Annotated in this window: 18 protein-coding genes; 9 read left to right on the top strand and 9 right to left on the bottom strand. The window is 69.8% G+C overall.

The annotated features are described in order from the left end of the window. The first annotated feature begins 23 nt into the window (after nt 1-23). The 3 genes from ACIBLC_RS37775 (at nt 24) to ACIBLC_RS37765 (ending at nt 3,895) form a co-directional block, all read left to right on the top strand. Nucleotides 24-1,172 (top strand): aldose epimerase family protein, encoded by a 1,149-nt coding sequence (locus tag ACIBLC_RS37775; protein WP_399215989.1) that lies wholly within the window; start codon nt 24-26, stop codon nt 1,170-1,172. Between the two features lie 191 nt (nt 1,173-1,363). Next, nucleotides 1,364-2,986 (top strand): pyridoxal phosphate-dependent aminotransferase, encoded by a 1,623-nt coding sequence (locus tag ACIBLC_RS37770; RefSeq protein WP_399215988.1) that lies wholly within the window; start codon nt 1,364-1,366, stop codon nt 2,984-2,986. A gap of 132 nt (nt 2,987-3,118) precedes the next feature. Continuing rightward, complete coding sequence (locus tag ACIBLC_RS37765) at nt 3,119-3,895, top strand: intradiol ring-cleavage dioxygenase (protein WP_399215987.1); 777 nt, start codon at nt 3,119-3,121, stop codon at nt 3,893-3,895. Between the two features lie 71 nt (nt 3,896-3,966). Here ACIBLC_RS37765 and ACIBLC_RS37760 read toward each other — a convergent pair whose 3' ends face one another. Further along, on the bottom strand, nt 3,967-4,821 hold the full coding sequence (locus tag ACIBLC_RS37760) for an RNA polymerase sigma factor SigF (RefSeq protein ID WP_399216023.1): 855 nt from the start codon (nt 4,819-4,821) through the stop codon (nt 3,967-3,969). A gap of 258 nt (nt 4,822-5,079) precedes the next feature. Between ACIBLC_RS37760 and ACIBLC_RS37755 the strand changes: the two genes are divergently transcribed. Continuing rightward, nucleotides 5,080-5,493, top strand: coding sequence for an ATP-binding protein (locus ACIBLC_RS37755; protein ID WP_399215986.1), 414 nt, complete (start codon nt 5,080-5,082; stop codon nt 5,491-5,493). Nucleotides 5,494-5,531: 38 nt separating this feature from the next. On the opposite strand, the gene ACIBLC_RS37750 is transcribed toward ACIBLC_RS37755, so the two are convergent. Beyond that, nucleotides 5,532-6,056 (bottom strand): STAS domain-containing protein, encoded by a 525-nt coding sequence (locus ACIBLC_RS37750; protein ID WP_399215985.1) that lies wholly within the window; start codon nt 6,054-6,056, stop codon nt 5,532-5,534. A gap of 88 nt (nt 6,057-6,144) precedes the next feature. On the opposite strand from ACIBLC_RS37750, the gene ACIBLC_RS37745 reads away from it, so the two are divergent. The 3 genes from ACIBLC_RS37745 (at nt 6,145) to ACIBLC_RS37735 (ending at nt 8,423) form a co-directional block, all read left to right on the top strand. Further along, nucleotides 6,145-6,534, top strand: coding sequence for a DUF3662 domain-containing protein (locus tag ACIBLC_RS37745; RefSeq protein ID WP_399215984.1), 390 nt, complete (start codon nt 6,145-6,147; stop codon nt 6,532-6,534). A gap of 229 nt (nt 6,535-6,763) precedes the next feature. Then, on the top strand, nt 6,764-7,939 hold the full coding sequence (locus ACIBLC_RS37740; RefSeq protein ID WP_399215983.1) for an acyltransferase family protein: 1,176 nt from the start codon (nt 6,764-6,766) through the stop codon (nt 7,937-7,939). 46 nt (nt 7,940-7,985) lie between these two features. Then, entirely contained in the window at nt 7,986-8,423 is a 438-nt protein-coding gene (locus ACIBLC_RS37735) for a hypothetical protein (RefSeq protein WP_399215982.1), read from the top strand. Between the two features lie 82 nt (nt 8,424-8,505). Here the strand turns inward: ACIBLC_RS37735 and ACIBLC_RS37730 are convergent, their stop codons facing one another. Next, nucleotides 8,506-9,435 carry an SDR family oxidoreductase gene (locus ACIBLC_RS37730; protein ID WP_399215981.1) on the bottom strand — a complete coding sequence of 310 codons (930 nt, stop codon included), beginning with the start codon at nt 9,433-9,435 and terminating at the stop codon, nt 8,506-8,508. 119 nt (nt 9,436-9,554) lie between these two features. Here ACIBLC_RS37730 and ACIBLC_RS37725 point away from each other — a divergent pair, with 119 nt between their 5' ends. Next, a complete protein-coding gene (locus ACIBLC_RS37725; RefSeq protein WP_399215979.1) occupies nt 9,555-10,121 on the top strand; it encodes a TetR family transcriptional regulator in 567 nt (188 codons plus the stop codon). A 148-nt stretch (nt 10,122-10,269) separates the two neighbouring features. Here ACIBLC_RS37725 and ACIBLC_RS37720 read toward each other — a convergent pair whose 3' ends face one another. Then, nucleotides 10,270-11,184 (bottom strand): sulfite exporter TauE/SafE family protein, encoded by a 915-nt coding sequence (locus tag ACIBLC_RS37720; RefSeq protein ID WP_399215978.1) that lies wholly within the window; start codon nt 11,182-11,184, stop codon nt 10,270-10,272. Between the two features lie 270 nt (nt 11,185-11,454). Between ACIBLC_RS37720 and ACIBLC_RS37715 the strand changes: the two genes are divergently transcribed. Then, nucleotides 11,455-14,400: a beta-galactosidase gene (locus ACIBLC_RS37715; protein ID WP_399215977.1), complete on the top strand. Its 2,946-nt coding sequence runs from the start codon at nt 11,455-11,457 to the stop codon at nt 14,398-14,400. Between the two features lie 14 nt (nt 14,401-14,414). Here the strand turns inward: ACIBLC_RS37715 and ACIBLC_RS37710 are convergent, their stop codons facing one another. The 5 genes from ACIBLC_RS37710 to ACIBLC_RS37690 all read right to left on the bottom strand — a co-directional run bounded on the left by ACIBLC_RS37710 (nt 14,415) and on the right by ACIBLC_RS37690 (nt 20,192). After that, the gene (locus ACIBLC_RS37710; RefSeq protein ID WP_399215976.1) at nt 14,415-15,917 is read right to left on the bottom strand and encodes an alpha-N-arabinofuranosidase; all 1,503 of its coding nucleotides are present in this window, start codon (nt 15,915-15,917) and stop codon (nt 14,415-14,417) included. Between the two features lie 92 nt (nt 15,918-16,009). Further along, nucleotides 16,010-16,975: an arabinan endo-1,5-alpha-L-arabinosidase gene (locus ACIBLC_RS37705; protein WP_399215975.1), complete on the bottom strand. Its 966-nt coding sequence runs from the start codon at nt 16,973-16,975 to the stop codon at nt 16,010-16,012. 21 nt (nt 16,976-16,996) lie between these two features. After that, a complete protein-coding gene (locus ACIBLC_RS37700; RefSeq protein ID WP_399215974.1) occupies nt 16,997-17,899 on the bottom strand; it encodes a carbohydrate ABC transporter permease in 903 nt (300 codons plus the stop codon). Beyond that, nucleotides 17,896-18,837: a carbohydrate ABC transporter permease gene (locus ACIBLC_RS37695; protein WP_399215973.1), complete on the bottom strand. Its 942-nt coding sequence runs from the start codon at nt 18,835-18,837 to the stop codon at nt 17,896-17,898. The genes ACIBLC_RS37700 and ACIBLC_RS37695 overlap by 4 nt, the downstream gene beginning before the upstream one ends. Continuing rightward, on the bottom strand, nt 18,834-20,192 hold the full coding sequence (locus tag ACIBLC_RS37690) for an extracellular solute-binding protein (protein WP_399215972.1): 1,359 nt from the start codon (nt 20,190-20,192) through the stop codon (nt 18,834-18,836). The genes ACIBLC_RS37695 and ACIBLC_RS37690 overlap by 4 nt, the downstream gene beginning before the upstream one ends. Nucleotides 20,193-20,298: the final 106 nt, after the last annotated feature.

Genomic DNA, 20,298 nt, shown 5'->3' with positions numbered 1-20,298 from the left:
ACCTATTTCTGGAGCCGCTAGAGATGGAAACGAACAGACGTACGGTACTCGCCGCGGCGGCAGCCGCCGGAATCACCGCCGCCTCGCTCGGCGGCACGGCACACGCCACGGGAGGCAGGACGCCGGTGAAGTCGCTCTTCGGCAAGCTCGCCGACGGCACCAAGGTCTACCGGTGGTCGCTGGCGAACGGCGGGACGAAGCTCAAGGTCCTGTCCTACGGCGGGATCGTCCAGTCCCTCGAAGTCCCCGACCGGCACGGCAAGTACAGGAACATCTCGCTGGGCTTCGACAACATCGAGGACTACGTCGCCTCCAGCCCGTACTTCGGCGCACTGATCGGCCGCTTCGGAAACCGCATAGCCAAGGGCAGGTTCAGCCTGGACGGGACCGCCCACCAGCTTTCCGTCAACGACGGCGAGAACACCCTGCACGGCGGCGCCAAGGGCTTCGACAAGCGGATCTGGGACGTGGAGCCCTTCACCAAGGGTTCCGACGTGGGCCTCCACCTGCACTACACGAGCATCGACGGCGAGCAGGGCTTCCCCGGCACGCTCAAGGTCAAGGTGACCTACACGCTCACCAGGCACGGCGACTGGCGGATCGACTACGCGGCCACCACCGACAAGGCGACCGTCGTCAACCTCACCAGCCACGTCTACTGGAACCTGGCAGGCGAGGGCAGCGGCTCGATCTACGACCACGAGCTGAAGATCCCCGCCGCCCGTTACACACCGGTCGACTCGGGGCTGATCCCCACGGGCGAACTGGCCAGGGTCGCGGGCACCCCCTTCGACTTCCGGCGCACCAAGACGGTCGGCGAGGACATCCGGGTCGCCAACCAGCAACTGCTGTACGGCAAGGGCATCGACCACAACTGGGCCCTGGACAAGGGCATCACGGCGAAGCCCGAGCACGCGGCGACCCTGCGGGACCCGTCCTCCGGCCGTACGCTGAAGATCGCCACCACCGAGCCGGGCCTCCAGTTCTACTCCGGCAACTTCCTGGACGGCACGCTGGTCGGCACCGGCGGGCACATCTACCGGCAGGGCGACGCGCTGTGCCTGGAGACCCAGCACTTCCCGGACTCCCCCAACCAGCCGTCGTTCCCGTCGACGACGCTGCGGCCAGGTCAGGCGTACCGTACGAGCACGGTGCACACCTTCGGCGCCTGAGAATTCAGCGGGCCCTGACGGACTTCTGGTCCTCCAGGTTGCCTGTGATCACCAACACTCACCGAATTCACACGAGTTGAACAGCGCCTCCTACGCATCCGTATGTATGGGTGGCCCGCGCTCCCCCGCGCGGGCCACCCACAGACGGAGGGCCCGTCCTCCCCACCGGGCCCGCGCCTTACGGAGGTTCCATGGCCGACAACGTCACCTCGCTGTTCCGCAGCACGGCGGCGCACAGCCCCTCGATGGCAGCGCTCACCCGCGAGGGCGGCGACGGGGCCGGTCCGGTCGACTTCTGTATCCCGTGCAACCCGTACTTCCCGACGCCGGCCATGTTCGACGATCTGGCGGGCCGGCTGCGCGAGATCATCACGTACTACCCGAGCAGCGCCGACACCATCACGGCCGAGCTCTGCAACCTTCTCCAACTCCCGCCGCAGTGCGTCGCGATGGGTAACGGTTCGACCGAACTCATCACCTGGATCGACCACTTGCTGGTCCGGGAGTCCCTCGCGATACCCGTCCCCACCTTCGGCCGCTGGACCGACCAGCCGATGGAGACCGGCAAGCGGGTCGACATGTTCCCGCTCCAGGAGTCCAGCGGGTTCGCCCTCGACCTGGCCAAGTACGCCGAGTTCATCCGCGCCCGCGGCACCCGGGTCGCCGTCATCTGCAACCCGAACAACCCCGACGGCGGCTTCATCCCCCGCCAGTCGCTCGTGCAGTTCATGGACGCGATGGCGGACCTGGACCTCATCGTCATCGACGAGTCGTTCCTGGAGTTCGCCGACGCGGAGCACGATCCGAGTGTCGTCGAGGACGCCGTGATGCGCCCCAACGTCGTCGTCCTGCGCAGCCTGGGCAAGAACTTCGGCCTGCACGGCATCCGCTTCGGCTACATGGTCGCCAACCCCGCGCTCGCCGGCAAGGTCCGCTCCATGCTGCCCAAGTGGAACCTCAACTCCTTCGCGGAGACCGTGGTGTTCATGCTCAAGAACCACGGCCAGGAGTACATGCAGAGCCTGCACATGGTCCGCCGCGACCGGCTCGACATGGCCCAGCAGCTCTCCCAGTTGCCCGGCCTGACGGTCTATCCGTCGCAGGGCAACTTCCTCTTCGTACGCCTCCCCGTGGGCGCCGAAGGCACCGTGGTCCGGGACCGGATGCTCACCGAGCACCGCATCCTGGTCCGCGAGTGCGGCAACAAGATCGGTTCGTCCAGCCGCTTCCTGCGGCTCGTGGTGCGCCCCCAGGTGGACGTGCGTCGCCTGGTGTCCGGCCTGGAAGGCGTGCTCTACGGGACCAGGAGGGGAGCCGTCGTGCCCGAGCTGAACAACGCGATGAACTACAGCTCGGGTACGGCGGCGGTGGACCGGCTGGTCGGTGCCACGAACGGGGCGGGCATGCAGGGGCTCGCGGCGCAGGCCGCGGCGATGCCGAGCCTCGCGCCCGCACAGCCCCCACAACCCGTGCAGCAGGCCACCTGGCCCCCGCCGGCCGCCGCGCAGGCCCCCGGCGCCATGCCCGGCCTGATACCCGCCGCGCCACCGGCCGCCGTGATTCCGCAGCCTCAGGCCGCCCCGATGCCCGGGTACGCCCCGGTCCCGGCGGCCGGACTGCCCGCGTACACGCAGACCGGGATGCCGGGCATGGCCGCCGCCGTACAGGCTCAGCAGCCCGCCCCGGCGGCGACGCAGGGCGGCCACCCCAGCGGGCTCACCGCCGCCCAGGTCCGCGGCCGCACACAACCCGAACCCCCGCCCCAGGCCATGGGGTGGCCCGCCGCGGGAGCGATGTACAACCAGGCGGGTTAGTCGGTCCGGAATCAGGCGGGCCAGTCGGTCCGGAGCCCCGTCAGGTTCCTTGTCCGACAAAGAACTTGACGGGCTGTCACTTTACGGGACGCACAGCCCACCGACAGCTTCCGTCCCTAGGGTGCCATGTTCATGACAGACACTTCGAAAGGCACGCCAGAAGCCCCGATCGGGCGCCGCACCGTACTGATCGCCACGGGTGCCACAGCGGCAACGCTGGCCGTCGGCGTCACCGCGGCCACCGCGGACCCCACAACCGACACGGCGACCGCGACCCCCGCCGCCGCGGCGGCCGTCTGCACCCTCACCAAGGAGATGACCGAAGGCCCCTACTACCTGGACGGCGCCTACGTACGCGCCGACGTCAGTGAGGACAAGGAGGGGATCCCCCTCCAGCTCACGCTCACCGTCGTCGACGACGACACCTGCGCGCCGCTGGACAAGGCTCTCGTCGAGATCTGGCACTGCGACGCGCTCGGCGAGTACTCCGGCTTCGTCGGCGGCAACGGCCACAACGAGCCCGACAACGGCACGTTCCTGCGCGGCGGCGTCCTGACCGGCACGGACGGCGTAGCGAGGATCACGACCATCTACCCCGGCTGGTACCGCGGCCGGTGCATCCACATCCACCTCAAGGTGCACACCGGCGTCACGCTCACCGCCGACGGCTCGTTCACCGGAGGCCAGGAGCTCCACACGGGCCAGCTCTTCTTCAGCGAAACGGTCACGGCGACGGTGGCCAGGCTCTCCCCGTACGCCACCAACACCGTCACCCGCACCACCCTCGCGCAGGACTCCATCTACGACGACGGAGGCGCCGCCTCCGGTCTCCTCACGCTGGCGCTTCTGGGCAGCACGCCCTCATCCGGCTACGCCGGCACGCTCACGGTCGGTATCGAAGCGAGCTGATCCGCCCCTACCCGCACGTTGGCGAGCCCCACCCGCATGCGGGTGGGGCTCGCCAACGTGCGGGGCCGGAGTCAGTGGGTGGTGAGCATGCCTTCACGCAGCCGCGTCAGGGTGCGGGTCAGCAGGCGGGAGACGTGCATCTGGGACACGCCGAGGCGTTCGCCGATCTGCGACTGGGTGAGTTCGTCGACGAAGCGGAGCTGGAGGATGTACCGGTCGCGGTCGTCGAGTTCGGCGAGGAGCGGGGCGAGGGCGTGGAAGTCCTCCACCAGCTCCATCGCCGGGTCCTCCTCACCGATGAAGCTGGCGAGGGCGGTCTCGCCCTCGTCGGCGTCGCCGTGGATCGCGGCGTCCAGGGAGGTGGAGTTGTAGCCGTTGGAGGCCATGCGGGCCTCGATGACCTCATCCTCGGTGAGGTTCATCAGGACGGCCAGTTCGGCGACCTTGGGCGCACGCCCGAGGCGGGTGCTGAGCTCCTCGGTGGCCTTGGCGAGCTCGACGCGGGCCTCCTGGAGCCTGCGCGGCACGTGGACGGCCCAGGAGGTGTCACGGAAGAACCGCTTGATCTCGCCGACGATGTACGGCACGGCGAAGGTGGCGAACTGGTTCTCCCGGCTGAGCTCGAAGCGGTCGATGGCCTTGATGAGGCCGATCATGCCCACCTGGACGATGTCCTCCATGTCGTCGCTGCGGTGGCGGAACCGGCCCGCCGCGTAGCGCACCAGCGACATGTTCATCTCGATGAGCGTGTTGCGCGCGTACTGGTACTCGGGGGTTCCCTCTTCCAGTACGGCGAGTTGAGCGAAGAACCGCGTCGACAGGTCTCGCGCGTCCTTCGGCGCGACCGTCTGCGGGTCGACGATCTCCGGCAGCCCCGCGAAACCGGCATCCGTGTGTGTCCGGGTAGCCGTCGTCATGGTCGCCATCGTCGTCATCGTTGCCCTCCCTGGTCCGTCGGCCCTCTGCCATCCCCAACAGAAGCGTAGTCCGCGCCTACCCGCGCTTCGCCGTCTCACTCCCTCCGAAACACAACAATGTGTGAAGCCCACCCCATGGATCATCTGGTGGTGTCATCCGTGTGACGGGTGGTGACTCATGGTCCTCACGTTGGAGCGCGTTACAGCTCCCACTTCAGGGGCAGGCGTTCATCCTGAACAGAAGCCACCCCGTACGAGGAGGGGCCTATGCGAACGCGCCACCCGCGAATCGACACCAGGCCGCCGGACCACGCCGTCTTCGACGCACGGCCCGAGGCCGCCGCGGACGCACGTGATCTCGCCCACGCCTTCATGAACAGCCTCGACCCGCCCATGGACTCCCTGGCCACCTCGAGTGTCGCCCTGGTGGTGTCCGAACTCGTCACCAACGCCGTACGGCACGCGTACGGCGCGACCTGCTCACTGCGTCTGACGGCGCGGGCCGGCACCATCACCATCGCCGTCACCGACCCGGACCCCCGGCCGCCGCGGGAGCGCACTCCCGACCTCACGGGCGGAACCGGCGGCTTCGGCTGGCCGATGGTGCAGAACCTGGCCGACAGCGTCACCGTGAGCACGGGGCCCGGCGGCAAGACCGTACGGGCGGAGCTTCCCAGATAGCTCGGCAATCCGGCACGGGCGTCCGCTCCCCCGCTCGGCTACTCGCTCTCGCTGTCCTGCGGGTGGCGGCGCGGTACGGCCGGAGGCGGCTGCCGAGTCGGATCGCCGAGACCGCTGTCACCGGGCGGCATGGGAATCGGCGTCGGTGTTGACCTCGGTGCAGACGTCGGCGTCTGTGTCGGCGGCCAGACGGGGCGATGCGCCGGGGGCAGGTCGAGCAGGGCGTGGCCGACCGTTCGCCGGGTGGGCAGCAGTTCGGAACTCCCCGTCCCCACCAGCAGATCCGTCAGCCGGCGTCCCGCTCCGGCCAGGATGAGCTTCCCGTCCCGGCGCAGCAGCAGCCAGCGGACGGCGAGCAGGCAGTTGAGGCCTCGTGAGTCGCAGAAGACGAGGGCTGTGACATCCAGCACCAGGTGCCGGTGGCCGGCGTCGACACTGGCGGCGAGCGTGCTCAGGAAGTACGTCTCGCAGCTCTGGTCGAGTTCGCCACTTACCCGCAGCACCGCGCAGGCGTCGCAGCCGGTGACCTCGGTGATCGTCAGGCGGTGGGTCTGCGTGGACATCGCACCTCCACCGTAGGCTCTCGGCGCCGTTCCGCGCGACACCCGTATGGGTGCGTGTGCCCCGTATCCCGGTGGGCAGCGGAGCGGGATGAGATTCCTGGGTGACCTCGAACGCACCATGGAGCGATGGTCGAACGCCCTGTGGGAACTGGTGATCCCGCCCGCGCGGAAACAGGCCGCGGTGGTGGGGACACTCCGCCGCGAGTGCGACGACCGCGCCCTGATCCTGGACAGCCGGCGCACCCTGGTCCCCAACGCCTTCGTCATCGAACTCCCGCCGGAGTCCCACCGTCGGCTGACCCCCGACAGCGCGCTGCTGGCCAGACATCTCGCGACGCAGGTACGCCGTCACGCGGCGGAGTGCGGCTACACCTTCGCCGGGCCGGTGGACGTCCGGCTGGCACCGGCCCTGGCGGTGGAAGTCGGCCGCTTCCGCGTCAGGAGCCACATCGTCCCGGATCAGGGCACCTCCCCCTAGTTCTTGTAGCCGCCCGCGGCCATTCGGCACCCAGGAGCCTCCCAGGCTCTGCGGGTACGGTCCGCCGGGCGGCGCGGCACCCGGGTGAGCGTCCGCGAGCGAGCCCGCCGAGCTGCCGTGCACGGCCCGGGACGCGATGCGGACGAGCCGGATCCGCGTGGGCCGCGCCACCACCTCCCGGTCATTCGGACAATGGCCCCCGCACGGGCCGGACAGGCGGAATGGACACGTGATACAGGCCGGAAACGCCGCCACCGAGCACCGGCGGCAGCACCACCAGCCACTCGGACAGGATCCGCTCCCGTCGGCACGGGAGGAGTCGCCGGCCGCCTCCGGGGGCGCGCGGCGCAGACCTCGGCTGTACGTGATCGACGCGCTGCGGCTGATGGCGGCTCTGATGGTGGCGCTGCACCACTACATCGGCACCTATCGGGCCAACCAGCCGGACAACCACATCTGGGACCGTCCGGTCTCGGAGATCTTCCCCAGCCTGTTCCCGGTCGCCGCGTACGGCTGGATCGGCGTCGAGTTCTTCTTCGTCATCAGCGGATTCGTCATCTGCATGTCGAGTTGGGGCAGGCGGGCCAGGGAGTTCTTCGTCTCACGGGTGATCCGCCTCTACCCGGCCTACTGGTTCGCGGTGCTGTTCACCACCGCGGTACTCACGCTGTGGCCCGCGGAGTTCACCGCCATTCCGTCGGTGAAGGTCATCCTCAACCTCTCCATGCTCCAGCAGGGCGACGGTTCGCCCGCGGTGGACGGCGTGTACTGGACGCTCTGGTCCGAACTGCGCTTCTACGTCGTCTTCATGCTGGTGGTGGCGACCGGGCTGACCTACCGCAGGGTCGTGGTGTTCTGCTGCGTCTGGGGCGCGCTCGCGGCGGTCGCGCACGACTCGGGGATTCCGCTGCTCGTGACGGTCGTCAACCCCGACGCCGCTTGGTTCTTCATCGCCGGCCTCGCCCTGTACCTCATGCACCGCTTCGGTCAGGACCTGCTGCTGTGGGGCGTCCTGGGCCTGGCCTGGGTGATGTCTCAGAACCAGTTGCCGGCCCGGATCAGCGTGGAGAAGGTGTCGGGCTGGCCGGGCTCGCTGATCCTCTACACGCTCTTCCTGCTCCTCATGGCGGGCATCGCCCTCGGCCTGACCGACAGGATCCGGTGGAAGTGGCTCACCACCGCGGGCGCGCTCACCTACCCCTTCTATCTCCTCCACTACGGCGTGGGCACCACGCTGATCCACCATCTGCACGACCACGTCGACGCCCGCCTCCTGGTCCCCGCGGTCATCACGGCGATGCTCGCCCTGAGCTGGCTCGTCCACCGCTTCGTCGAGGTCCCCCTGTCCCGAAAACTCAAACGGGGCCTGACCAGCGCGTTCAGCAGGCTGGACGCCAAGCACTGACCGTCGGTCAACCCTTCGCGGCCGTAAGCCAGTCCTCGGTGCTCCGATGGCGGTCGAGTCCTACGGCCTGGAACTCGTCCCCGGTCGCGCCGGCCACCGCGCCAAGTCGCCGAAGGGCCTGGGACACCGGGCTGCCGGCGGAGGGCCTCGGCCGGTCCTCCGGTTCGTGCAGCGGCCCGAGCACGACGGCCCCGCCGGCCCGGACGGCGGCGCGCTGTTCGCCGACGCCGCCGAAGTACTCGGCCTCGACGCGGGCGACCGGGCCGGCGGCGGACCACCGGGCCAGCCGTCCGTCGAAGCCTGCCGGCAGCCGCCGGAATCCCAGCGGCCCGTCCGCACCGCCACCGTGACCGCCACGACCGCCGTCACCGCCGTCACCGCCGTCCGTGACGGCGTCGAAGAGCTGGTCCGTCATCGGCATCAGCGACAGACCCTGGACAAGCGGCACCACGGCCCCGGCTCCCGCCTCGGCGAGGTCCCGTGAGACGACTCGCAGCAACTCGTCCCCGGCCGCGTCCGGGGCCCGGCCGGGTCGGCCAGGACGTACAGCCGTTCCCGCCCGCCGGTCAGACCGTGTGGAAGTAGTGCCCCTTGTCGAGGTCCTCAAGGAGTCCGGGCTGGGTCGGGTGCCAGCCGAGTGCCTCGCGGGTTCGGGCGCTGGAGACCGGGCTGTCGACTCCCAGGAAGCCGCTCAGCCAGGTGAAGTGCCCGGCCGCGTCCTCGGCGGAGACGGAGACCACGGGGACGTCGAGATGGCGTCCGATCACCTCGGCGATGTCGCGGATCGGCACGCCCTCGTCGGCGACGGAGTGCAGGGTCGATCCCGGCGCGGCCTTGTCCAGCGCCAGGGCGATGAGGTGCGCGGTGTCGAGCCGGTGCACGGCGGGCCAGCGGTTGGACCCGTCACCGATGTAGCCGGACACACCCTTCTCGCGGGCGATACCGACCAGGGCTGTCATGAAGCCGTTGTCTCCTTCGCCGTGGTTGGTCGGGGGGAGCCGTACGACGGAGGAGCGGACCCCGCGGGCGGCGAAGGAGAGCGCCGACTCGGCGGTGGCGAACCGGATCCGGGGGCCCTCGCCCCAAGCGGCAGCCACCGCCGCGGAATCGTGCCCGTCCTCCTCGGTCGCCACCTGTCCGGGCGCGAGCCCGAGCGTCCCGGAGGCCATGAGGAACGGCCGGTCCGTACCCGCGAGTGCCTCGCCGAAGGTCTCGACGGCGCGGCGGTCCGCCTCGGCGGCCTCCTGGAAGCCTCCCGAGAAGGCGATGTCGTGCTTGAACGCGAGGTGGATCACGCCGTCCGACGCGGCGGCGGCCTCGCGCAGGCCGTCGAGGTCGTCGAGGTCGCCGCGGCGCACCTCCGCCCCTGCCGCGACGAGCGCGGCTGCCGAGGCGTCCGAGCGGGCGAGCCCGGTGACCTGATGACCCGCGCCGATGAGTTCGGGAACGACCGCGGATCCGATCCAGCCGGACGCACCCGTCATGAACACGCGCATGGAAAACCTCCTGAGTATGCCGACCGCCCACGCCACGGCGAACGCGACAGGGTCAATGTCAGCGACTGTCATCAACGTACACCTGATGCCAGTCACTGTCATCACATAGAATCAGCGGCATGAGTCGATGGGAGCCGAACGCGCGCGGCCGGCTGGAGCGGGCCGCACTTGAGCTCTACAGCGAGCGCGGGTTCGAACAGACCACCGTGACCGAGATCGCCAAACGGGCGGGGCTCACCGAACGGACCTTCTTCAGGCACTACGCCGACAAGCGAGAGGTCCTCTTCGCGGGCTCGGCGACTCTGGAGGAACTCCTGGTGGGAGCCCTCGAGGGTGCCCCCGGCTCCGCGACCCCGATCGCCGCGGTGGCCAGGGCCCTCGACGCCGCGGCGGCGGCCTTCGAGGAGCGCCGCCCGCACTCGCAGCAGCGCCAGAAGGTCATCTCCGCGAACGCGGAGCTGCGAGAGCGCGAGCTGATCAAACTCGCGTCACTGTCCGCGGCGCTCTCCGCCGCCCTGCGCCGGCGCGGCGTCGCGGACCCGACCGCGAGCCTGGCCGCCGAGGCGGGGATCACCGTCTTCAAGATCGGGTTCGAGCGCTGGATCGACGAGAGCAACCAGCAGAGCATGTCGCAGATCATGCGGGAGTCGTTCGAGCAGCTGAAGGCCGTGACCGCGGGCAACTAGGGGGTGCCGTTCGGATCAACCCGGGTCCACGCCGATCCGAACGACACCCCCTAGGGCTGTCCGGGAGAACCCCGGAGGACAACGGCACGTTTCTGCGCGACGGTCGGCGTCGGCAACTCCCCCTGAGTGGTCGACGGCTCCGTCCGGGTCACCTGACCGCGACGGGCTGCCGCTCCTCGGCGGCCTGCTCCTCCGCCGCCTCCTCCTTGCGGTAGGCGCGGATCGAGTACGTCAGGGCGGCAGCCCACAGCGCGTAGAGGAGGACGTACACGGGGGTGCTGACCGAGCCGGGCGCGGCGATCCAGTCGCTCTTGAGGAGCGTGCGGACGTTGGTGACGATGATGATGCCGCCGACCGCGGAGCCGAGGACGCGCGGCGGGACCAGCCGGACCAGCCAGGCGGCGACCGGCGCGGCGACCACGCCGCCGAGCAGGAAGGCCCCGACCCAGCCCCAGTTCAGGCCCTGGGAGCCGAGGGAGAAGAGGAAGCCGAGGCTCGCGGCGACGGCGACCAGGAACTCGCTGGTGTCGATCGAGCCGATCACCTTGCGCGGCTCCATCCGGCCGCTGGCGAGCAGCGCGGGCGTACCGACGGGCCCCCAGCCGCCTCCGCCCGTCGCGTCCAGGAAGCCGGCGACCAGGCCGAGCGGCGCGAGGAACCGCTTGCGGAGCGGCTTGCCGAGGTTGCCCCTGGGCATGCCGCGGAAGGTGAAGCGGGACATGACGTACAGGCCGAGGCCGAACAGGATCAGCGACATCACGGGCTCGGCGACCTCGGTGGAGAGGTGGGAGAGCACGGTCGCGCCGAGGAAGGAGCCGACGGCTCCCGGCACGCCGATCCTGGCGACGACCTTCCAGTCCACGTTGCCGAAGCGCCAGTGCGAGGCACCGGACATCAGCGTGGTGCCGATCTCGGAGAGGTGGACCGTGGCGGAGGCCAGGGCCGGGTTGGTGCCCATGGCGAGCAGCAGGGTGGTGGAGGTGACGCCGTAGGCCATGCCCAGACTGCCGTCCACCAGCTGGGCGCCCAGGCCTGCGAGGGCCAGCAGGATGAGCGTGCGCATGGAGCCGTCCCGTCGTTCTCGGTTTCCGGTCCTTCCCGTCGGGCCGACAGGACTGAACGGGACGTGACGCTAGGGGCTGAACCTGAGCGCGGCCTTAGTGCCGAATGAGGACGCTTCACAGACAGAACCAGGCCTTCCACCGGCCGCTCCCGCCTCCCGGTGACCACCGGCACCCCGTGGCCGCCGCGCCGAGTTCCCCATACACCCATTGCGGGACGAATCGCTGGGGACAATGGCCGCCCGAGCCGCCGCTGTCCAGGGGAGATCCACATGGTGTTGAGCAGACGTTCCTTCAGCGCACTCGCCACGGCCGGCGCGCTCGGGCTCTCCCTGGGGAGCGGCAGCGCGGCCGCCGCCGGGACCGCGCCCACGGGACCCGCGCCCGTGCCGCCGGAGGCCGACGGCGAGCGGCACACCATCGGCTTCGACCGGTACTCGATGCTCATCGACGGCCGGCGGGTCGTCCTCTGGTCGGGCGAGGTCCATCCCTTCCGGCTGCCGAGCCCTTCCCTGTGGCGGGACGTCCTGCAGAAGCTGCGCGCCCACGGCTACAACGCGGTCAGCATCTACGTGTCCTGGAACTACCACTCCCCCGCGCCCGGCAGGTACGACTTCACCGGTGTCCGCGATCTGGACCTGTTCCTGCGGACGGCCGCCGAGACCGGGCTGTACGTGATCCTGCGTCCCGGCCCGTACATCAACGCCGAGGTCGACGCGGGCGGTTTCCCCGGCTGGCTGACCGTCACCGAGGGCACGGCGAGGACCTCGGACCCGGCCTACCTCAGGCACGTCGACGAGTGGCTGACCGTCGTCGACCGGATCGTCGCCCGGCACCTGCACACCGACGGCGGCGGCACCGTCGTCCTCTACCAGTTGGAGAACGAGTACGCGGACCACGTCACCGGCCCGCTCGGCCGCGACTACATGGCCCACCTGTACGCCAAGGTCCGCGCCGACGGCATCGACGTACCGCTGTTCCACAACGACAAGGGCAGGAACGGCCATTGGACCCCGGGGACCTTCGACACGGGTGGGGAGAGCGGGCGTTACCTGTACGGCTTCGACGGGTATCCCTCACCGGTCAAACCCCCGCCGGACTGGGGCTACTTCGGAGTCGGCGGTACGAAGGGGGGCTCGACCGCGAGTCCTTCGACGCCGGGATTCATGCCCGAGTTCGGGGGCGGCTGGTTCGACCCGTGGGGCGGCGCCGAGTTCGGCGGGAAGGGGTACGCGGAGTCGGCCAGAACGCGTGACGCGGCGTACGAGCGGCGTTTCTACCTCACCAACCTCGCCAACGGCATCAAGATCCACAACGTCTACATGACCTTCGGCGGCACCTCCTGGGGCTGGCTGCCCGCGCCGGTCGTCTACACCTCGTACGACTACGGCGCCGCCCTCGACGAGGCCCGGCGGCCGACTCCCAAGCTGGTCCCGATGCACCAGATCGGGCAGTTGCTGCGTTCCGTGCCCGACCTGGCCAAGCTGGACCGCGCCGGTCCGGTCACCGGAACGGACCCGCGGCTCACGGTGTATCCCCTGGTCAACCCGGACACCGGCGCGCGCTTCCACGTCGTACGCAACGACGGGACGGCGGAGGTGACGACACCGGTTCCGTTCGCGCGGCTGCCGCTCACCGTGCCCGCGCTCGACGCGCGACTGCTGGCCGCCGGGATCCTGGTCGGGCGGCGGAAGCTGGCGTACTCCACCGCGCAGCCGATGCTGTGGCTCACGGCGGGGCGGCAGGACATCGCCGTGTTCACCGGCCGCTCCGGGGAGCACACCGAGACCGCGCTGGAGTGCGCGAGCGAGCCGACGGTGACCGTACTGGCGGGGGACGCGGCACACGAGTACGAGAGTGGCGTGCTGCGGGTCTCCGCCCGACTCGGGGGTCTCACCCGGGTGTTGGTGGAAGGCGGCGGCAGCTCGGCGCCCCTTCTGCTGCTCCTCGCCGACGACGAGACCTCCGGGCGGCTGTGGCGGTACGACACCCCGTCGGGCCCGGTCCTGGTACGCGGCCCGGCGCTGCTGCGCACCGCCGCCCTGCGCGGCTCGGTCGTGGAGCTCACCGGGGACACGGTGGAGGCGGCCGAGCTGGAGGTGTGGGGGCCGCGCGGGGTGAGCGAAGTCCACTGGAACCAGGGCGTGTTGCGGACGCGGGCCACGGCTTCCGGGAGCCTGCGGGCCGAGCGGCTGCTGCCCGGCGTGCCGGACGTCCGGCTGCCCGCGCTGACCGGCTGGCGGCGGTGCGAGGAGAACCCGGAGTCCGCGGCCGGTTTCGACGACTCGGGGTGGCGGGTCGCGGACCGGACGTCCTCCCACAGCACCACTCCGGTGCCGGCCGGGCAGCCCGTGCTGTTCGCCGACGACTACGGCTTCCACTACGGAGACGTCTGGTACCGGGGGCACTTCGAGGGTGCCGCGGACTCCGTGTCCCTCTCCTGCGTCACGGGTACCCAGGGTCTGCTGATGGCCTGGCTGGACGGGCGGCCGCTGGGCACGCACCGGATGCCGGTGCCGGACAGGAAGACGGTCAGACAAGGGACTTGGGATGCCACGGTGACCTTTCCCCTCCCTCCGGCCGAGAGGTCCGAGGGTCCGCGCGTGCTCTCCGTTCTCGTCCGCCGGATGCAGCACGACCAGGACGGGAAGGCGGACGACACCCACAAGGCGGCCCGTGGCCTGACCGCCGTGACCTTCAACGGCGCTTCCCCTGAAGTCACTTGGCGGATCCAGGGAGAGACGGCCGCCGACCCGGTGCGCGGGCCGCTCAACCACGGCGGCCTGCACGGCGAACGCGAAGGCTGGCATCTGCCCGGGTTCGCGGACGGTGGCTGGAAGGCTGCCGGCTTCCCGCGGGCCGAGCGGCGGCAGGGCGTCGTCTGGTACCGCACCGAATTCCGGCTCTCCGTCGACTCCGCTGTCGACGCCTCCGTCGGCCTCACGCTCACCGACGATCCGGACCGCGCCTACCGCGTCCAGATCTTCCTGAACGGCTGGAACATGGGCCAGTACATCAACGACGTGGGCCCTCAGCACACCTTCGTCCTGCCGAACGGGCTGCTGCGCACCCGGGGTTCCAACACCCTGGCGCTCGCCGTGCTGTCCGACGGGACCACGCCCTCGGGGCCCGGCGAGGTGGAGCTGACGCTGATGGGCAGCGCGGCCGGCGGAGTCCCGGTGTCCGTGGTGGACTCCCCCGGCCGCGCCGCCGGTTAGTGCCGTGGCCGTCGTTAGCCGAGCCGGATCACGTTCCAGGACAGCGGCTCCAGGACGGCGGTCAGCGTGCCGTCCTGGAGAGCGGTCCCCTCGACCCGGTGCGGGGTGACCCGCTCCTGGTCCTCCAGTGTGTTGACGGCGTCCGGGTCGGCGTCGGCGATCGCACTGTGCTCGATCACCTTCGTCAACCCCATTCCGTTCAGGGTGACTTCGAGCGGCAGCGGCTCGCTCTGGCCACGGTTGACCGCGAAGACGGTGACCGAGCCGTCCTCGGCGCGCACGGCCGTGGCGTGCAGCAGGTCCGTCTCGCCGTACTTCCTCGTCCCGTACGTCGGCGAGTCCACCCGTACGTCGAGGACCCGGCCGCGCCCGTACTTCGAGGTCTGCGCGAAGGGGAAGAAGGTCGTCTGCCGCCAGGCCGGGCCGCCCGGCTCCGTCATGATCGGGGCGATGACGTTGACGAGCTGGGCGAGGCAGGCGACCGTCACCCGGTCCGCGTGCCGCAGCAGCGCGATGAGCAGCGAGCCGAAGACGACGGCGTCCGTGACGGAGTAGACGTCCTCCAGGATGCGCGGGGCCTCCTGCCAGTCCTCGACGGGGTGCGGGTTGGGGCGGCTCTGGTACCAGACGTTCCACTCGTCGAAGGAGAGGTTGATCTTCTTCTTCGACTTGAGGCGGGCGCCAATGTGGTCGCAGGTCGCCACGACGTTCTCGATGAAGGACTCGGTGTCGACGGCGGAGGCCAGGAAGGAGTCCCGGTCGCCGTCGTTCTCCTCGTAGTAGGCGTGCAGGGAGATGTGGTCGACGAGGTCGTACGTCTCCTCGAGCACGGTCGCCTCCCAGGCGGCGAACGTCTCCATGCCCTGGCCCGAGGAACCGCAGGCGACGAGTTCGAGGTCCGGGTCGATCTGCCGCATCGCGCGGGCGGTCTCGGCGGCGAGGCGGCCGTACTCCTCCGCCGTCTTGTGCCCCGTCTGCCAGGGCCCGTCCATCTCGTTGCCGAGGCACCACAGCCGGATCCCGAAGGGGTCCTTGTCGCCGTGCGCCACTCGCAGGTCCGAACGGGCCGTCCCCGAGGGGTGGTTGGCGTACTCCTGGAGCGCCAGTGCCTCGGGGACGCCTCGGGTGCCGAGGTTGACGGCCATCATGGGCTCGGTCTGGGGGCCGACCTTCTTGAGGAAGGCGATGAACTCGGACAGGCCGAAGCGGTTGGTCTCCGTGGAGCGCCAGGCCAGGTCCAGGCGACGGGGGCGGTCCTCGACGGGGCCCACCGAGTCCTCCCAGTCGTAGGCGGAGACGAAGTTGCCGCCGGGGTAGCGGACGGTGGTGACGCCGAGTTCCCGGACCAGGTCGAGGACGTCCTGGCGCAGGCCCGCCTCGTCGGCGGTGGGGTGCCCGGGCTCGTGGATGCCGGTGTACACGCAGCGGCCGAGGTGTTCCACGAACGAGCCGAAGAGACGGGGGTTCACGTCACCGATGGTGAAGGCGGGGTCGAGGGTGAAGTGGGCGGTGCGCATCTTTTCCTTTCGGTGGTTCAGTTCCGTCCGCGGGGGCGGGGGGCTGTTCGCGCTCACGCGGTGGAGCCGCATATCGATACAGCCCCGCGCCCCTAGAGGACCTGGGGCCAGCCGTTGGCCTTCCAGCCAAGCCGGTTCAGCCCCAGCTTCGGGGTGCCCGCGTCCTGCGCGTCGTAGTAGTGGTAGGCCAGCCAGTCCTGGCCGTTGTCGCGGAAGACCGACTGGCCGCCCGTTCCGACGTACCGGCCGTGGCCCTCCAGGAGGAGGTCGCCGCCGCCGTTGAGAAGCGGCTTGCCCGTGCTGTCCAGGTACGGGCCGGTCACCGAGGCCGACCTGCCGACCCTGATCCTGTAGGTGGAGTTGACGCCCGCGCAGCACGCGTCGTAGGAGGCGAAGAGGTAGTAGTAGCCGCTGTGTTGGACGATGTACGGGCCCTCGACCGCGTACGGGGCGTCCGGGCGGGTCGCCAGGTGGTGGACGGTCGTGCCGGGGATCGCCTTTCCGGTGGCCTGGTTCAGCTCGACCATGCGGACGCCGGTCCAGTACGAGCCGAACGCCATCCACAGTCTGCCGCCGGCACTGGTGATCGCCGGGTCGATGGCGTTCCAGGTGTCGGTCGTCTCCGAGGTGAGGACCTTGCCCTGGTCGGTCCAGGTGCCGGGCCGTCCGGAGGTGGAGGTGGCGACGCCGATCGCGGAGTGGTTGGTGCCCCAGGAGGAGACCGCGTAGTACAGCCAGTACTTGCCCGCGCGGTAGGAGATGTCGGGGGCCCAGGGGTCGCCGGTGGCGTTGTACTCGTACCACCAGCTCGGCGGCCCGGCGAAGGCGTTGCCCGCGTCGTTCCAGTGCCGGCCGTCCGTCGACAGGCGGGCGCCGATCACCCCGCCGGTCGAATAAGCCGCGTACTCACCGGAGTTGAGGCGGATGACGGTCGGGTCGTGGATGATCTGCTGTCCGGTGATCTGGACGGGGTCGGGGTAGGCGGCGGCCTGTGCTGTTGTCGGCAGCAGGGCGAGGAAGGCGGCGGCGAGTACCGTCGCGAGTCTGATGTGCTTCAACTGGTAGCTCCTTGTCGGGAGTTACTGGCCCGCGAGGCCGGTGTGCGCGACACCCGCGACGATCTGGCGCTGGAAGAAGACGAAGACGATGATCAGCGGCAGGCCCGCCATCAGGCCGCCTGCCATGAGCTGGGCCCACTGGATGCCGTAGGAGTTCATGACGGTCGCGATGCCGTTCGGCATGGTCATCAGGTCGGGGTTGTTGGTCACCATGTACGGCCACAGGAAGTTGTTCCAGGACGCGATGAAGGTGAAGATGCCGACCGCCGCGAGGGAGGGGCGGGAGAGCGGGAGCACGATGGTGAAGAAGACCCGCCAGCGGCCCGCGCCGTCGATGAAGGCGGCCTCCTCCAGCTCGCGCGGGATGCCCTGGAAGAACTTGTAGAGGATGTAGACCATCGCGGCGGGCGCGCACTGCGGCAGGATCATGCCCCAGTAGGTGTCGACCATTCCCATCTGCTGCACGGTGGTGAAGAGCGGCACGCCGAGGACCGCGGGCGAGACCATCAGGCCGGTCATGACCAGGCCCAGCAGGGCGTTCTTGCCGCGGAACTCCGTGCGGGCGAAGCCGTATCCGGCGAGGGCGCTCACGAACAGCACCACGGCCGTCACACAGACCGAGACCACCAGCGAGTTCACGAACCAGTTGGTGATGTTGCCGGTCTCGAAGACGGCCCGCCACGCCTGGGTCGTCCACACCTTCGGCAGCCAGTGCGTCGGCACCTCGACGGCCTCGGTCTCGGACTTCAGGGAGGTGAACAGGGCCCAGAGGAGCGGCGCGAGGAACACCGCGGAGACCGCGGTGGCGAGGAGGGTGAGCACGATCTGGCTGGGGGTCCAGGCCTTGCGGGTCCTGGTGCGTACACGTGGCGCGTCACCTGTACGCGCCGGGGCCTCGTCGCGGGTCTGTGCGGTGGTGCTCATCGGCCGCCCTCCTCACGGTTGCGCAGCAGCCACATCCGGGCGAGGGCGACGGCCGCGATGATCACGAAGAAGATGATGGAGATCGCGGAGGCGTAGCCGACGCGGTAGCTGGTGAAGCCCTCTTCGAGGGTGTATTGCACGAACGTCCTGGTGGAGCCCTCGGGTCCGGGCAGGAAGTCCATCATGACCACGGCCTGGTCGAAGACCTGGAGCGAGGCGAGGATCTGCAGGGCGAGGACGAGGCCGGTGATGTTCCGCAGCAACGGCAGGGTGATGTGGACCATGCGGTGCCAGGCGTTCGCGCCGTCCAGCTTGGCGGCCTCGTAGAGGTGCGCGGGGATGCCCTGGAGGGCGGCGAGGTAGAGCAGGAAGCTGAAGCCGACCGTCCACCACAAGGTGCAGATGACGACGGCGAGCATGGCGTACGACTTGTCGGTGAGCCAGGGCGTCTCTCCGCCGAAGACGAAGTCGACCATTCCGGTGCCGGGGTTGAACAGCCACTGCCACAGGTTGGCGGCGACGGTGGACGGCAGCAGGAACGGGGCGAAGAAGCACAGCCGCCACAGCCATCTGCCGCGCTCGATGTGGTGGGCGAGCATGGCGAGGAGGAAGGCGAGGACGGTGATGCAGGGCACGACCAGGAGCGTGAAGTAAGCGCTGTGGCCTAGGGATTCCCACACCAGCGGGTCGCCCAGGGCCTCGCGGTAGTTGTCGAGGCCGATGAGGTTCGTGGCGTCGCCGGAGATGTTGGCGTCCGTGAAACTGAGGTAGAAGCCGCGCAGCAGCGGCCAGATCACGAACAGCGTGAACAGCACGAGGAACGGGGCGACGAACCAGGCGCCGTGCTGGAAGCCCTGCCTGCGGCGGACGGTGGCGCTGTTCGCCGCGGTCCGTGCGCGGGTCGGCGCGATGACGGTCTGTGCGCTGGTCGTCGTCATGCGACCGCACCTCCCTGCGCGGCGGTCCTGCCGTCCATGGGGTTCTTCATGGCGAGCAGTTCGGTGAGCGTGCTCTTCATGCCGCGGGCGGCGGCGTCCGGCTTGGCGGAGCCCATCGTGGAGGAGACGACGACCGGGCCGACGCGCTGGGCGAGGATGCCGGTGGACCCTGCGAACCACACCTTCGGCTCGGTGGCCTGGTGGTCCATCGCCGAGACGTACTCGCTCTGCGGGTTCAGCTTCTGGTAGGCGGCCGTGGAGAGGGTCGGCGTGTACGCGGGGATGTGGCCGCCGGCCGCCCACTGCTCGGCGTGCTGGACGATGTAGGCGGCGAGCTGGTGCGCGCCCTCGTCGGCGGCTCCGCCGCGGCCGGACTGGTGCGGCAGCACGAAGGCGTGCGACTCGGCGTGGGTGGCCTGCTCGCCGAACACGGGCGGCAGCGGGGTCGCGCCGTACTCGATCCTCGCGCCGTCGTAGACCGGCACCGACCAGTTGCCCTCCCAGACGAACGGCCCGCCGTTGACGAACTGTTCGGCGCCCGCGCCACCCGCGAAGCCCGGGTCGGAGTAGCCGTCGGTGATGTGCCGCCGAAGGAACTCCAGTACCTGGGTGGCCTTTTCGGTGTCGAAGGTGACCTCGGCGTTGGCGTCGTCGAACCAGGTGCCGCCGAGCTGGGTGTAGAAGGCGACGAAGAACCACCACTGGAAGTTCTGGTCGCCGGACCACATGCCGATGGTCTGCAGGCCCTTCCTGGTGGCCTTCTTGGCCTCCTTCAACACGTCGAACCACTCGTCGGCGGAGGTGACCGGCACCATCCTGCCGTCGTCGCCGAGCAGGCCCGCCTTCTTCAGCACGTCCTTGCGGTAGAAGCAGAGCTGGACGTGGATGTCGAGGGGAAGGGCGTAGAGCTTGCCGTCGATGACGGCGCGCTTCCACAGCTCGGGGTTGAAGTCCGCCTCCCGCACGCCGTACTTGGCGAGCAGCTCGACGTCCCACGGGTCCAGGAGCCGGCCCGGCGAGAAGCCGGTGACCCGGCCCAGGTGCATGACGCCGAGGTCGGGTGCGCGGTTGCCGGCCGCCGCCATGGCCAGCTTGGTGTAGAAGGGGCTGCCCCACTGGAGGGTGGAGTCCTTGACGTCGATGTCCGGGTTCGCCTTACGGAAGGCGTCGAGCATCGCGATCATGTTGTAGCCGTCGCCGCCGCTGAAGAGGTTCCAGTAGCGGACACGGGTGTCCGCGCCGGAGGCGAGCGCGTCCGCGCCGGTGCCGAGCGCGGCGAAGCCGAGGCTGCCGGCGACCGTCAGTCCGCCCAGTCCCGCCAGGAAGTGCCTGCGATTCAGGTCAGGTCGTCCCATGCCCTGCCCTAACTGTCGGAGTTTTTGCGTTCGATATTTCGGAGAACGCTCGCAACTTCGAACGGGACCGTAAGTAGGAAGCGCTTTCCCGTCAATGGTCTGCGCA

This window comes from Streptomyces sp. NPDC050535, assembly GCF_044457665.1.
GTDB lineage: Bacteria > Actinomycetota > Actinomycetes > Streptomycetales > Streptomycetaceae > Streptomyces.
Note: the sequence above shows the minus strand (reverse complement) of the source record. Positions and strands in the feature narration are given on the sequence as shown.

Coding starts and splice junctions, on each gene's coding strand:
- ACIBLC_RS37775 (WP_399215989.1), top strand. CDS start 24: ATGGAAACGAACAGACGTACGGTACTCGCCGCGGCGGCAGCCGCCGGA.
- ACIBLC_RS37770 (WP_399215988.1), top strand. CDS start 1,364: ATGGCCGACAACGTCACCTCGCTGTTCCGCAGCACGGCGGCGCACAGC.
- ACIBLC_RS37765 (WP_399215987.1), top strand. CDS start 3,119: ATGACAGACACTTCGAAAGGCACGCCAGAAGCCCCGATCGGGCGCCGC.
- ACIBLC_RS37760 (WP_399216023.1), bottom strand. CDS start 4,821: ATGGCGACCATGACGACGGCTACCCGGACACACACGGATGCCGGTTTC.
- ACIBLC_RS37755 (WP_399215986.1), top strand. CDS start 5,080: ATGCGAACGCGCCACCCGCGAATCGACACCAGGCCGCCGGACCACGCC.
- ACIBLC_RS37750 (WP_399215985.1), bottom strand. CDS start 6,056: ATGTCCACGCAGACCCACCGCCTGACGATCACCGAGGTCACCGGCTGC.
- ACIBLC_RS37745 (WP_399215984.1), top strand. CDS start 6,145: ATGAGATTCCTGGGTGACCTCGAACGCACCATGGAGCGATGGTCGAAC.
- ACIBLC_RS37735 (WP_399215982.1), top strand. CDS start 7,986: ATGGCGGTCGAGTCCTACGGCCTGGAACTCGTCCCCGGTCGCGCCGGC.
- ACIBLC_RS37730 (WP_399215981.1), bottom strand. CDS start 9,435: ATGCGCGTGTTCATGACGGGTGCGTCCGGCTGGATCGGATCCGCGGTC.
- ACIBLC_RS37725 (WP_399215979.1), top strand. CDS start 9,555: ATGAGTCGATGGGAGCCGAACGCGCGCGGCCGGCTGGAGCGGGCCGCA.
- ACIBLC_RS37720 (WP_399215978.1), bottom strand. CDS start 11,184: ATGCGCACGCTCATCCTGCTGGCCCTCGCAGGCCTGGGCGCCCAGCTG.
- ACIBLC_RS37715 (WP_399215977.1), top strand. CDS start 11,455: ATGGTGTTGAGCAGACGTTCCTTCAGCGCACTCGCCACGGCCGGCGCG.
- ACIBLC_RS37710 (WP_399215976.1), bottom strand. CDS start 15,917: ATGCGCACCGCCCACTTCACCCTCGACCCCGCCTTCACCATCGGTGAC.
- ACIBLC_RS37700 (WP_399215974.1), bottom strand. CDS start 17,899: ATGAGCACCACCGCACAGACCCGCGACGAGGCCCCGGCGCGTACAGGT.
- ACIBLC_RS37695 (WP_399215973.1), bottom strand. CDS start 18,837: ATGACGACGACCAGCGCACAGACCGTCATCGCGCCGACCCGCGCACGG.
- ACIBLC_RS37690 (WP_399215972.1), bottom strand. CDS start 20,192: ATGGGACGACCTGACCTGAATCGCAGGCACTTCCTGGCGGGACTGGGC.